Annotated in this window: 12 protein-coding genes and 1 tRNA gene; 6 read left to right on the plus strand and 7 right to left on the minus strand. The window is 39.6% G+C overall.

What is annotated here, in order from left to right:
- Nucleotides 1–24 precede the first annotated feature (24 nt).
- On the minus strand, nucleotides 25–543 hold the full coding sequence (locus tag AAEU29_RS16145) for a YfiR/HmsC family protein (RefSeq protein ID WP_421974268.1): 519 nt from the start codon (nucleotides 541–543) through the stop codon (nucleotides 25–27).
- A 190-nt stretch (nucleotides 544–733) separates the two neighbouring features.
- Here AAEU29_RS16145 and AAEU29_RS16150 point away from each other — a divergent pair, with 190 nt between their 5' ends.
- A complete protein-coding gene (locus tag AAEU29_RS16150) occupies nucleotides 734–3,406 on the plus strand; it encodes a hybrid sensor histidine kinase/response regulator (protein WP_421974269.1) in 2,673 nt (890 codons plus the stop codon).
- On the opposite strand, the gene rimI is transcribed toward AAEU29_RS16150, so the two are convergent.
- The 3 genes from rimI to AAEU29_RS16165 form a co-directional block, all read right to left on the minus strand.
- Entirely contained in the window at nucleotides 3,403–3,861 is a 459-nt protein-coding gene (gene rimI, locus AAEU29_RS16155) for a ribosomal protein S18-alanine N-acetyltransferase (protein WP_421974270.1), read from the minus strand. The genes AAEU29_RS16150 and rimI overlap by 4 nt on opposite strands.
- Nucleotides 3,831–4,091 (minus strand): hypothetical protein, encoded by a 261-nt coding sequence (locus AAEU29_RS16160; protein ID WP_421974271.1) that lies wholly within the window; start codon nucleotides 4,089–4,091, stop codon nucleotides 3,831–3,833. The genes rimI and AAEU29_RS16160 overlap by 31 nt, the downstream gene beginning before the upstream one ends.
- Before the next feature lie 44 nt (nucleotides 4,092–4,135).
- Nucleotides 4,136–4,212 (minus strand) — tRNA-Trp (locus AAEU29_RS16165).
- A gap of 179 nt (nucleotides 4,213–4,391) precedes the next feature.
- Here AAEU29_RS16165 and AAEU29_RS16170 point away from each other — a divergent pair.
- Nucleotides 4,392–5,411, plus strand: a complete 1,020-nt coding sequence (locus AAEU29_RS16170; RefSeq protein WP_421974376.1) for a GGDEF domain-containing protein — start codon at nucleotides 4,392–4,394, stop codon at nucleotides 5,409–5,411.
- 56 nt (nucleotides 5,412–5,467) lie between these two features.
- Here AAEU29_RS16170 and guaA read toward each other — a convergent pair whose 3' ends face one another.
- Both guaA and guaB read right to left on the minus strand, forming a co-directional pair.
- Nucleotides 5,468–7,042: a glutamine-hydrolyzing GMP synthase gene (gene guaA / locus AAEU29_RS16175; protein WP_421974272.1), complete on the minus strand. Its 1,575-nt coding sequence runs from the start codon at nucleotides 7,040–7,042 to the stop codon at nucleotides 5,468–5,470.
- A 113-nt stretch (nucleotides 7,043–7,155) separates the two neighbouring features.
- Nucleotides 7,156–8,625, minus strand: coding sequence for an IMP dehydrogenase (gene guaB / locus AAEU29_RS16180; RefSeq protein WP_421974273.1), 1,470 nt, complete (start codon nucleotides 8,623–8,625; stop codon nucleotides 7,156–7,158).
- A gap of 131 nt (nucleotides 8,626–8,756) precedes the next feature.
- Between guaB and xseA the strand changes: the two genes are divergently transcribed.
- The 3 genes from xseA to AAEU29_RS16195 all read left to right on the plus strand — a co-directional run bounded on the left by xseA (nucleotide 8,757) and on the right by AAEU29_RS16195 (nucleotide 11,482).
- Nucleotides 8,757–10,109 (plus strand): exodeoxyribonuclease VII large subunit, encoded by a 1,353-nt coding sequence (gene xseA / locus AAEU29_RS16185; RefSeq protein WP_421974274.1) that lies wholly within the window; start codon nucleotides 8,757–8,759, stop codon nucleotides 10,107–10,109.
- On the plus strand, nucleotides 10,099–10,575 hold the full coding sequence (locus AAEU29_RS16190; RefSeq protein ID WP_421974275.1) for a transcription elongation factor GreAB: 477 nt from the start codon (nucleotides 10,099–10,101) through the stop codon (nucleotides 10,573–10,575). The genes xseA and AAEU29_RS16190 overlap by 11 nt, the downstream gene beginning before the upstream one ends.
- A gap of 124 nt (nucleotides 10,576–10,699) precedes the next feature.
- Nucleotides 10,700–11,482, plus strand: a complete 783-nt coding sequence (locus AAEU29_RS16195) for a substrate-binding periplasmic protein (protein WP_421974276.1) — start codon at nucleotides 10,700–10,702, stop codon at nucleotides 11,480–11,482.
- Here the strand turns inward: AAEU29_RS16195 and cysE are convergent.
- Nucleotides 11,419–12,240, minus strand: coding sequence for a serine O-acetyltransferase (gene cysE, locus AAEU29_RS16200; protein WP_421974277.1), 822 nt, complete (start codon nucleotides 12,238–12,240; stop codon nucleotides 11,419–11,421). The genes AAEU29_RS16195 and cysE overlap by 64 nt on opposite strands.
- A 176-nt stretch (nucleotides 12,241–12,416) precedes the next feature.
- Between cysE and AAEU29_RS16205 the strand changes: the two genes are divergently transcribed.
- A complete protein-coding gene (locus tag AAEU29_RS16205) occupies nucleotides 12,417–13,598 on the plus strand; it encodes an MFS transporter (RefSeq protein WP_421974278.1) in 1,182 nt (393 codons plus the stop codon).
- Nucleotides 13,599–13,610 lie beyond the last annotated feature (12 nt).

Raw genomic sequence — 13,610 nt, forward strand, 5'->3', positions numbered from 1 at the left:
AGTTAGCAGTTAGCACACAAAGCTTTAATTATAGAGCGTTGCAATATCAAGTACTGTTTTATCCCAACTGAGTCCGGTAGCATCACTGCTTTTTTTATTTAGATAAAACATGGGACGGCCATTTTTCACACTTAGACCTAAAGTAATACCCTGCTTAACCATATCGATATCATTGGTCACTAATAAGCTTGAATGTTTAAGGCTGTAAATAAGCGCATCACTTAAATTGATCTGCTCATCAAGATAAACAATATCATATCCTTCTGATGGTAGTTCTGTGCCATATTTGATGGCACCAAGCTGCTGATTACGCTGTTTTGCTTTTAGCAAATTAAACGCTTGATATACATCTTGGTTATTCACGACAAAAATTGACAGTTTTGGCTTTTCAGAAAGGGCCTTTTCATAAGGCATTAATTTAGAAAGCAGTACAACCTGCAAGTTCGCAGGTAGCTCATTGGCAATAATTTGCCAAGATAAGCTGAGCAGCATCAAAAAAGAGGCTACAAATAAGCTATTTTTCCATTTTAAGTTTAGCAACACAGTTCTATTGTCACCTAGCTGTAAACCTTATACATACGCTTATTTAAACTCTCCCTATCAATAAGCTATCGCACTCCAAAACGACCATGCAACATACACGCAAATTATTGTACTGATTGTAATTATATTCTTATACTAGTACAAAAATATGCTAGATTATAGAAGAACTTTTGTTGAAAAATGGAAAACGATGAATAACAACAAGTTGAGCGTAAGGCTGCTGTGGTATATTACCCCGCTTGTGATTATTCCAATGGCAATACAAGGGATTTTTTCCCTGACGAATGTAACAAGCTCTTCTGAAAAACAAGCAGAAGCTATTGTTACACGCTTTGTTGAGCAGCAAGTTAATAAGAGCCAAAATTTTACCCAATTTTATAACTCAATAATTGAGTTACTTTCTGCCTCGCCTGTTTTAAACAATTACCTTATCTATAGCTATGATGAAAATGACAAACCATCAAAAGAGCGCACTAAACTTGTATCATCATTAGTTGACGAATTTGGTAACTACGTTGACTCATTTCCACATATATTAAGTATCGGGGTAATTAACCCGCAAGGCGATGTACTTAGTTATTATCCTAAAGCTGTATTAGAAACCCGCGATAGCTACCCATTTAGCAATCAACTGACAAATAACCGTAAGCAGCAAAATATTTTCTTTATTTCTGAGAACGATGAAACGTCAATTTACCTCACTTATCGCTTATTTGATTCACGCTTTACGCTCGACTCACCAAAAGTACTAGGCTATTTAATTTTCCATATAGATAGCGATGAAATCGCCAGAAGTGTTGCCAATGATTACTTTTCTGACACAGTCAATTTTATTATGGACAATTCAGGTAAGATCCTGTTTTGCAATCAAACTGACCTCAACAATAACTATGTGTCAGAATACGAATTACAACTGCTAAAGAAAACTGCCAACACTGAAGAGTTTAATCAGCTTTCGCTACATACACTTGCTGACGATACCCGCATGATTTTAGCTAACTCAATGGGTAATGATCTGTACTTTGTGACCGCACTTAATAAAAATTCGCTCTATAAAGCTGGTCAAACAATCACCATGTATACTGCCCTGCTCATTTTATCTACTGCGATATTTTTACCAGGTATTATCTTCTTAGTTGTACGCCGCATGCTGCTTAAGCCCATCGAATCTCTTGCTGAAGCCAGCCATAAAGTGGGAGATGGCAATTTAAATGTGAAGTTACCGCAAGATCGAAAAGACGAACTTGGTATGCTATTTCGTGATTTTAATCACATGGTTAATCAAATTAAACAATACCAAACTGAGCTTCTTGATTACCGTGAGCACCTCGAAGAAAAAGTGGTTACCCGTACCCAAGCAATTGCAAAAATTAATAAAAAGTTAGAAAAAGCAATTGTTGAAGCGGAGCAAGCAAACCACCTAAAAAGTCGTTTTCTTGCCAATATGAGCCATGAAATTCGCACGCCACTTACAGCAATCATGGGCTTCACTGAAACCATTTTAGGGCAAGAATCTAACAATAAAAAAGCAAAATACTTAAGCACGGTTTTACGTAACTCTAAACACCTGCTTGAACTAATAAACAACATTCTCGACTTATCAAAAATTGAAGCCGATAAACTGGAAGTTGAAACGCGTGTGGTTGAGCTTGTGCCATTTATCAATGACATAAAAAGCATCATTGAACCAATGGCCCTTGATAAAGAGCTCGCTCTCTCGCTGAATATTGACTACCCGCTGCCAAGCATTATTCACAGTGATGAAACCCGTCTAAAGCAAGTTCTACTTAACATTTGTACCAATGCGGTTAAGTTTACTGAGAAAGGCGAAGTAGCCATTAATGTGCGCTATTCACCTTCAACAGAAAAGTTGATTTTCACTGTCACCGATAGCGGTATCGGCATGTCACAACAAGAACAAGAAAGAGCTTTTAAACCGTTCGAGCAAGCAGATATTAGCACCACTCGTAAGTTTGGTGGTACAGGGCTTGGGTTGTGTATAGCGAAAAACCTAGCGCAAATTTTAGGTGGTGACATAACTGTAACCAGTAAGCTTAGCGAAGGTAGTAAGTTTGAAATAATCGTTGCTACCAATAACCAAAACCATAAAGTTGAAATGGTTAGTAGTGCGCATTCAGCAAAAGCAATGCTTAAAGAAGAATCGATTGCGCATGCTCAGCAGTTTGAGGGCAATATTTTGGTTGCTGAAGATAACAAAGATAACCAAGATTTGATCCGCTTATTACTAAGCCAATGGGGCATTTCGCCAGATTTTGCCAACAACGGTGCTGAAGCCGTAGAGCAAGCGCTCACCAATGACTACGACTTAATCCTAATGGATATGCAAATGCCTGTAATGGGTGGTTTAGAAGCCACGCAAATGCTTCGTAATGCGGCATATGATGGCCCAATAGTGGCACTTACCGCTAATGTGATGAAAAACGATGTAGATGCCTACCTTGAAGCAGGTTGTGATAAAGCACTAGCAAAACCAATTGATAAAGTTCAGCTTGAACAAACGTTACAACAATACTTATCACTTGAACGAGATAGTCAGCAAAATTGGGAAGAGTTATTCCAAGGCGAGCGTTTTAAACAAATCAGTGAGAACTATAAATCGAAGCTGCCAAATTTATTAAAACAAATTGCTCAACTTAATGAACAGCAAGACCTTAACGAGCTATTAGCCCTTGCACACAGTATTAAAGGCAGTGCAGGTTGTTTCGGCTTTAATCACATTAGTGATGCAGCTGCTGAGTTAGAGTCTTGTATACGAGAGCATAACGAAGAAGGTCTTGATTACCACATTCTAAAATTAGAGCAGGCGATAATTTTTATATTAAATCTAAACGAAGACGACTAAACGGTAAGTGCCATTAAAATAGCGTCTTCGCGACCATTCTGGCTTGGGTAGTAACCCTTACGAATACCTACCTCGACAAAACCCATACAATTATACAAGCCAATGGCACTTTGGTTTGATTCGCGCACTTCTAAGAAAATATTCTCGCCTTGTGCATTACTCACACTTGCCAATAAATGATTGAGCATTTGTTTAGCAAGGCCTGTTCCTTGATAATTTGGGCTTACACAAATATCCGTTAAGGTATAATCAGGCCCTACTTGCTCCACAATATAAAAAGCAATTAGCTCATCGTTATTAAAACAGCCATAAGCACTGTAACGCCCAGATAAACACGACAGCATTAACTTTTCTGACATCGGGAATTGATGACATTGTGTCTCTATCGTCATCAGATGTGAGATATGAGTGTGATCTAATTTAATTAAGGTAGTTGCTGCCATAGTGTTTGCCATAACGCTCTTTTTTGTGAGCTTGTCAGTCCTTGATTATTCACTTTGAGTCGCTTACTTTCAACTTCAAATGGAACAGGTAATGTGCAAAATTCGAGTTTAATGTTATGCGACGTTAACACTAATTGTAAGTCTTTTTGCAGCTGGATTAACTCAGGTTTTAGTGATTTATTCTTTTGCTTTAATTGCAGCAATTCAATATCTAAAAGTGAACAAAGCCAATCAATGTGCATAAAGTGATTAATTTTTTGGAACAAAAGAATATTTAGAAAGGAAGTGGCAGGGGCGACAGGACTCGAACCCGTAACCGTCGGTTTTGGAGACCGCTGTTCTACCAATTGGAACTACGCCCCTGCAATGACGTCGCATTATAAGGACTCTTTGCTAAAGGTAAAGAAAAAAATTCAGAAAAAAACTCACTTGCTCAATTTACAAGCAAATATTACAATTCACGATTGACCTTGCTCATAGTTTGTCCGAAAATTAGGTAAGTGCTTAATCAATTCGGAATGGAATCTGAAGCAGAGGTAATTTTGCAAAAAGATCTCTTAAACTCCGTAGTAAAAATAACAAAACATCGCGATGTAGACTCTTTAGAATTAAGTCTACTGTCAACCATAAGTGAGTTTTTATCCCCCACTGAAGCCGCCCTTTATAAAGATCTATCGCGCTTTAATAGCGCTGGCATTGAGAAAAGCGCATCCATTGAGCTCGATAAAACTGGCGCACTGAAGTGGTCATCTCGAAAGATTATTTCAAACCCAAGCAAAGAGCTTAGTTGCTGTATTGAGTCTGCTTGCACTATTAGTTTACAAGACAAGCAAGGCAATGAAAGACGCTGGATCCCCGTCATTATTGATGACCAAGTTTTGGGGGCTGTTTATTTAGTTGTTAAGCATTTAACGTCAACAGAACAAGTTACACTCAACGCCCTTTGCCGCATCTATGAAAATTATTTAACCATTTTAAATGAAAGTGAGCGCGACAAGTTAACGGGTCTTTTAAACCGTCAAACGTTTGATAGAAAAATTAAACTGTTGCTTGAAGACCAACTACATTCGCATAATTCGCCTGTAGAAAAAGGTATTCGCAATAAACACTATGATGAATCTTCTTGGTTAGCAATTCTTGATATCGACCATTTTAAACAAGTGAATGATACTTATGGCCATGTATGTGGTGATGAAGTTTTACTAACCTTATCACAAAAAATGCAGCAATTTTTCCGCGCGAGTGATCTTATTTTCCGCTTTGGTGGTGAAGAGTTTGTAATTGTATTTGAACCGACTACTTTACTTCATATCGCTACTAAACTCGCTCATTTTCAAGACTTCATTAGCGATCAAAAATTTCCTTTTGTTGAAGAGCTCACGTTAAGTATTGGTTTCGCGCGAATGAGTCCTTATGACTTTCCTATTTCAGTTATCGAAAATGCCGATAAAGCTCTTTATGTGGCCAAAAATAACGGTCGCAATCAGTGTATTTATTACGGTGATATTATTAAATCAGAAAACGAAAATAACCCTCCAACTCACGATATTGAATTGTTTTAATCAAATAAAAAACGCCAGCATTAAGCTGGCGTTTTTTATTATCTTTTATGTAGGGTTTATTCCCACTCAATTGTCGCTGGCGGCTTACCAGAAATATCGTAAACCACACGCGAAATACCATCGATTTCGTTGATGATACGGTTTGATACTAAACCCAAGAAATCATACGGTAAGTGTGACCAACGCGCTGTCATAAAGTCGATTGTTTCTACACAACGAAGTGATACAACCCAATCATATTTACGCGCATCACCCATTACACCTACTGACTTAACCGGTAGGAAAACGGTAAATGCTTGTGACACTTTATGATAAAGATCTGCTTTATGAAGCTCTTCAATAAAGATAGCATCAGCACGACGAAGTAAGTCACAGTATTCTTTCTTAATTTCACCAAGAACACGTACACCTAGGCCAGGACCTGGGAATGGGTGACGGTATAGCATGTCGTATGGCAGACCTAATTCAAGACCAATCTTACGTACTTCATCTTTAAATAGCTCACGCAGTGGCTCAACAAGGCCCATTTCCATATCTTCAGGTAAACCACCTACGTTATGGTGAGACTTAATTACGTGCGCTTTACCTGTTGCTGATGCAGCAGATTCAATTACGTCTGGGTAAATTGTACCTTGCGCTAACCATTTAGCATTTTGGCGTTTGCCAGCTTCTTCATCGAATACTTCAATGAAAGTATGACCAATTGATTTACGCTTAGCTTCTGGCTCATCAATACCTGCAAGGTTCGCTAAGAAACGATCTTCAGCGTCTACCTTAATGATGTTTAAGCCAAACTTATCGCCAAACATATCCATTACTTGCTGACCTTCGTTTAAACGAAGTAAACCGTTATCAACAAATACACAGGTTAGCTTGTCACCGATAGCACGGTTAATTAGCATCGCTACAACCGATGAATCAACACCGCCAGATAGGCCAAGAATAACTTCATCATCACCTACTTTTTCTTTAATACGCGCAACGGCATCTTCAATAATTGATGCTGGTGTCCATAATTTTTCACAGCCACAGATATCAATTACGAAACGCTCTAATAAACGTAAACCTTGATGCGTATGTGTTACTTCTGGGTGGAATTGCACACCGTAGAACTTTTTCTCTTCCCAAGACATTGCTGCATGTGGGCACGTATCAGTTTTAGCAGTTGTGGTAAACGTCTCTGGGATTTCTACCACCTTGTCACCGTGGCTCATCCAAACGTCAAGTTTGCCAATGCCATCTTCGATGTGATCTTCAATTGCATCAAATAATGCGCAGTTGCCTACTTTTTCAACTTTCGCGTAACCAAACTCTTTTTTATCAGAGCTGTGTACTTGACCACCAAGTTGCATTGCCATTGTTTGCATGCCGTAACAAATACCAAGTACAGGTACGCCAGCATTAAATACATACTCAGGAGCACGCGGGCTGTTTTCTTCAGTAGTGGACTCTGGGCCACCCGATAAAATAATACCTTGTGGGTTAAATTCGCGGATTTGCTCTTCGGTTACATCCCATGCCCATAGTTCACAGTAAACACCGATTTCACGGATGCGACGGGCGATAAGCTGAGTGTATTGCGAACCGAAATCTAAAATCAGAACGCGAGAATCATGAATATTTTTGCTCATTAGTTGTCTCTTTCTAAAAATCCAACAACTCGATTGAAAACGGCAATTTCAATCGGGATACAATTAACTAAGGCTAGCAAAAAGCTAGCCTTATCGATAAATAAAAGCGCGAATTAACCTAAACGGTAGTTAGGAGCTTCTTTTGTGATTTGTACGTCGTGAACGTGCGATTCACCCATACCTGCTGCGGTAACACGTACAAATTGCGGCTTAGTATTAAGCTCTTCAATTGTTGCACAGCCAGTAAGACCCATAGCGCTGCGAATACCACCAACCTGTTGGTGAATAATGTTTGCAATAGGACCTTTATAAGCAACGCGACCTTCAATACCTTCTGGCACTAGCTTCTCTTCAGATTTTGCATCTTGGAAATAACGGTCAGATGAACCTTCTTTTTGGTTCATTGCACCTAAGCTACCCATACCACGGTAAGACTTGTAGTAACGGCCTTGATAAAGCTCTACTTCACCTGGTGCTTCTTCAGTACCTGCTAGCATTGAACCAACCATTACCAGTGATGCACCAGCAACAAGTGCTTTAGCAATATCACCAGAGAAACGAATACCACCGTCAGCAATAACTGGAATATCACGACCTTTTAAGCCTTCAACTGCATCTGAAATCGCGGTAATTTGAGGCACACCACAACCCGTTACAATACGTGTTGTACAAATTGAACCTGGGCCGATACCTACTTTAACAGCATTCGCACCAGCATCAGCAAGTGCTACCGCACCTTCTGCTGTTGCAACATTACCCGCAACGATTTGTAAGTCTGGGTATGCTTCACGTGTTGCTTTAACGCGGTCGATAACACCTTGTGAGTGACCATGCGAAGTATCGATAAGTAGAATATCAACACCTGCTTCAACTAACGCAGCAATACGCTCATCAGTGCCAGCGCCAACGCCAACAGCTGCACCTACGCGTAAACGACCTTGTTCATCTTTACACGCATTTGGTTTTTCTTGTGCTTTTTGGTAATCCTTAACTGTGATCATGCCTTTAAGTTTAAAGTCATCATTCACAACTAAGATTTTTTCGATACGGTGCTCATGCATAAGACCTAAAATAGTTTCACGGTCAGCACCTTCTTTAACAGTTACTAGCTGATCTTTTTTCGTCATTACAGTCGAAATAGGCTGGTCTAGTTTTGTTTCAAAACGCATATCGCGGCTTGTTACAATACCAACTAGATTGTTATCAGTATCAACTACAGGGAAACCTGAGAAACCTTTATCGTGTGCTAATTGAAGTGCACCTGCGATAGTCAGGTCAGCAGTAACAGTAACAGGATGAGAAACAATGCCCGCCTCATACGTTTTAACTTTACGTACGTTGGCAGCTTGCTCAGCAATTGTCATATTTTTGTGGATAAAACCAAGACCACCTTCTTGCGCTAACGCAATCGCTAAACGCGCTTCAGTAACTGTATCCATAGATGCAGAAACGATTGGCAGATTTAGTTCAATTGTTTTCGTTAGACGAGTTTTAAGGTTAGCTGTATGTGGTAATACAGTTGAGTGGCCTGGTACTAATAGTACGTCATCAAAGGTTAAAGCTTCTTTAGCGATCCTAAGCATTTGCAACTTCTCATGATATATGTGGGTATAGGGAGTTGCGGGTGGATTTTATCAGCGAATCTCGTTCTAGTAAAATAAAATTTGATATTTTGTGTTAGAATATTTTCCATTCAGCGCTAAATCAAACTGTTATGTTGCAAAATCAGATACAAAAAATTTATACCGTTTCCCTGTTAAACAAAGAGATCCGCTATTTACTTGAGCAAAATTTCTTTTCATTGCAACTGACAGGTGAAATTTCAAATTTTATTGCGCCAAGTTCGGGCCATTGGTATTTCAGTTTAAAAGACGATAATGCACAAATTCGCGCTGCCATGTGGCGCGGCAATAACCGTAGCGCAACTTTCAAACCAAAAAACGGTGACCAAGTTTTAGTTCGCGCACGTGTATCACTTTACGAGCCCCGTGGTGATTATCAATTAATAGTTGAACATATTGAGCCAGCAGGTGAAGGCCAGCTAAAGCAAGAGTTTGATGCGCTTAAAATCAAACTGGCTGGTGAAGGTTTATTTGCCAGTGAATTTAAAAAGCCACTACCCAATAACATTCGCCGTTTAGGTGTCATCACTTCGCCTACTGGCGCTGCGATTAAAGATATCCTTACGGTACTGGAAAAACGCGCCCCCCAACTAGAGGTGGTAATTTACCCTACGCTAGTGCAAGGAAATGAAGCACATTTACAGTTAATTGAACAATTACAGCTTGCTAATCAGCGCAATGAAGTGGATGTTATTATTATTGGCCGCGGTGGTGGCTCAATGGAAGATTTATGGTGTTTTAACCACGAAATGCTTGCACGTGCAATTTTCGCATCTCAGCTACCAGTTGTAAGTGCTGTTGGTCATGAAATTGATACTACTATTTCTGATTATGTTGCCGACTTACGTGCAGCAACACCATCACAAGCAGCGGAAATTGTAAGCCCAGACAAAAACCATTTAACTCAGCACATTGATGTACTGCAAAGCCAATTACATCAACACATGGTTAAGCATTTACAAGTTGCATCGCATAATTACCAAGTACTTGAACAACGCCTATTACGATATCACCCTAACAACCGTTTAAACCAACAAGCACAGCTACGAGATGAGCTTGAAATTCGTTTACTGAACAGTATTAGCCGCCAACTTGAATCCGCTAAATATAATCAGCACGCATTAAAAGCAAGATTAGAAAAAGCGACGCCTCAAACCAAGCTTACTCATGCGTCGCAAAATCTACAAAACCTTGTAACACGGCTGCATTCAAGCCAAGCCAAGCAATTAGAGTTTTCTGAAAAACAACTTGCGGTATTGGCTGCAAAATTAAATGCCACCAGCCCACTTGCAGTATTAGCGCGCGGCTACTCAATGACGCAAAAAGACAATAAGGTTGTTAACTCTGTTGAACAACTAAACGAAGGTGATCACCTTATAACTCAATTTGCCGATGGCCATATCCAAAGCACTGTTACACAGGTATCAAAGCGCGATGATAAATAAACAACAGGTGATTGAAACGCTGATATCACAACTTGAAAATAGCCTAGAAATTGCTGTGCAGTCGGCAAAACACGCTCACCAAGATGCCACTCATGAGCAAAGCAAGGCTGAAACGCAATACGACAGTTTAGGCATAGAAATGGCGTACCTTGCTGAAGGACAAAGTAAACGTATAGAGTCACTTAGACAAGATATTCATGTACTTAAAGAAACGCAGTTTCCAAATCAACACGAGCAAGTAAAGCTCGGCCATCTTGTTCACCTCGTTGATTGCCAAGCAGACACGCCATTATGGGTGTTCATTTTACCCGTTGCTGGCGGCAATAAAGTAGTACTAGATGATGTCGTGTGCCAAATTGTGACACCGAATGCGCCAATTGCAAAAAAGCTATTAAAGCAATTTGTTGGTGATGAAGTTCGTTTTGATTGGTTAACTAAAGAGTACGAAATTTACGAACTTATTTGAGTATAAAATCAGAATGTGCTTTTATTAATAAATATTAATGTTTAAGTGTAACCTGATGTATCGCTTATCTTTTTTGTTTTTTCTGATATTCAGCAGCAGCCTTGCCTTTAGCTGTGAAATTATTATGGGTTACCGCACAAGTGCACGCTTACCTTTAATAGATGCCATGCCCTCAGATAACGGACTTTACAACGCAATTTTTAAACGTGCAGCAGAAAGTATTAACTGCACATTAAAAGTTAAAAGAGCCCCCAAAAAACGCATTATCAAATTACTCAAAGAAGGGCATGTCGATTTTTACCCAGGTTATGGGTTTAGCAAAGAGCGCAGTAACGATATTTATTTTTTTGAAAATGGCTTAACCAGCCATAGCGTTATACTGACACACAAGGATATACCCGAGGTAAAATCGCTCGATGACCTAAATAATAAAGTGTTACTAAAACCCTATGGTGGTAGAAAGTTAGAAGTTGAGCAACAAGATATTTTAGTGCGTTACGGGCAAGATTTAAGTATAAGCGATGCTGTTAAAGTGCTTGAGAAAAAGCAGGCTGATTTTTTTATCTACAACAAAGCATCGATAACCTATTACTTAGCAAACAACACTAAAGCACAAGTAAAAATTCATGAATGCTGTTCTGACGCAAAACCGATGTATTTAGGATTTTCCAAAAAATCAAAGCACTTCAATGCAATAAAAAATGAAAATTACCAAGCGGATAAAGCCACTTCAATCGATAATTTACCTTATAAAATGGATGAACGTTCAAAAGCCAGCGCATTTGCTAAAGCAATTAATGCGCTGTCTGAAAGTGGAGAGATTGCGAAATTAGAAAAGCAGTATTACAGTGCAGCACTCGATAGCGAGCAAACGGCTTCATCCGACATATCTGATACAAAGCACTGATCCATTGTCTCTGCTGGGCACTCTGTAGTTGGCTTACCAACCACTTTCGCAGGCACACCTACAACAGTTGTGTGCTCTGCTACATCAGCCACGACAACAGAGCCTGCGCCAATTTTAGCGCCTTCGCCTACTTCAAGATTACCTAGCACTTTGGCACCTGCACCAATCATCACACCGTGGCGAATTTTCGGGTGACGGTCGCCCTGCTCGTTACCAGTACCACCTAACGTAACCCCTTGTAAAATTGATACGTTATCTTCAATAACTGCTGTTTCACCTACAACAATACCCGTTGCATGGTCAAACATGATGCCTTTACCCACTTTACATGCAGGGTGAATATCAACACCGAACACTTCTGAATTACGACTTTGAATAAATTGCGCAAGTTCTTTTCGGTCTTGACGCCATAAGCAGTGTGCTAAACGATGTACCTGAATCGACTGAAAACCTTTAAGGTTTAAAAGCACCGTTAAGTAATTATCAACCGCAGGGTCGCGGTCTCGCACCGCTTTAATATCGTGCGCAACGTTATCAAGCATGGTGTCGCAATTAACAAACGCTTGGTCAAATAGCTCACGGAAAGTAAAGGCTGACACCACGGCATCTGATAACTTATTCGCCACAATAAAGCTTAACGCAGAACCTAAACACTCGTGATTTAATACGCACGAATAAACGTGGCTCGCCAGTAACGGCTCTTTTCTCACTAAGGCTTCTGCTTCTTTACGTAATTCTTGCCAAATATTATGACGCATAACAACACCAATCACTTTAACTACTTTTAGCTCTATAGCTTAATTTTAAACGAGTTTAACGCTTTTTGTTAACTTGGGTAAGTAATTAAAGATAAGTTGTTAGACTGATTTATTTGCCTTTAGATAAATGTGTGCTAGAAATGGTGCCCCCTAATCAAAAATAACCGAATACTTAAATGAATAAGAATGTTGTACTTTTGGCCTTTTGCCAAGGACTTATAACCACAGGAAATATTTTACTTGTCACCATTTCCGCGTTGGTTGGCCAAGCATTAAGTCCAAGTACAACCTTTATTACGTTTCCTGTGGCAATGCAAATGCTCGGGCTTTTAGTGACCACCATCCCAGCATCATTAATTATGGCCAAAACAGGCAGAAAACTTGGATTTAGCCTTGGTAATAGCATAGGCATTTGCGGTGCTGTGCTTGGTTATTTTAGTTTGATGCAAAGCCAGTTTTGGCTATTTAGTTTTGCCACATTTTTAATCGGTATTGGAATTGGCTTTGCCACGCTTTATCGCTTTGCTGCAATTGAAGCAAGCGACAAACCAGCCGTGGCAATCTCAACCGTAATGGCAAGTGGTGTGGTAGCTGCAATACTTGGCCCTAATCTAGCCGTTTGGGTAAACCATCACTACCCTACGCTCAATTATGCTAATGCATTTATTGCACTCGCATTTTTATATTCCATCGCGCTAATGCTACTACAGCTAGTTAAATTTAATGAGGTTTCACATAGCCAAAATAATGGGGAAAGCCGACCATTAAAAACCATTATTACAGCACCTAAATTTATGACCGCTGTTTTTATTGCCATGGTAAGTTATACGGTTATGAACTTACTCATGACAGCAACACCATTGGCGATGCATCGCCATGGCTTTGACTTAGCACAGTCGGCACTGGTGATTGAATGGCATGTACTAGGCATGTTTTTACCTTCATTTTTTAGCGGTAAATTAATTGAGCGTTTTGGCCAAGTCACCATGATGTATGCAGGAATTGTATTAATAGCGCTCTGCTGCTTAGTAAATTTACTGAGTTTAAGCCATTGGCACTTTTTAGCAGCATTATTTTTACTCGGTGTCGGTTGGAATTTTATGTTTATCAGTGCGACTCAAATGGTAAGCCAAACATATTTACCCCATGAACGGGCTAAAGCCCAAGCGACTAACGAGTTTTTAGTGTTTAGCATGGTGACGCTTTCTGCGTTAAGCGCAGGTTGGTTAGAAGCCACTGTAGGTTGGCAAACATTAAACCTAGTTACCTTACCTATTTTAGTAGTAACAATGACTTGGTTAACTGTTTATAAAATAAAGCAAAAAGCGCAGCTAAAGGTTAATTTAACGACAAGCTAATACCCTTTTTAG

The sequence above is a fragment of the Pseudoalteromonas aquimarina genome (assembly GCF_049257255.1).
Lineage (GTDB): Bacteria > Pseudomonadota > Gammaproteobacteria > Enterobacterales > Alteromonadaceae > Pseudoalteromonas.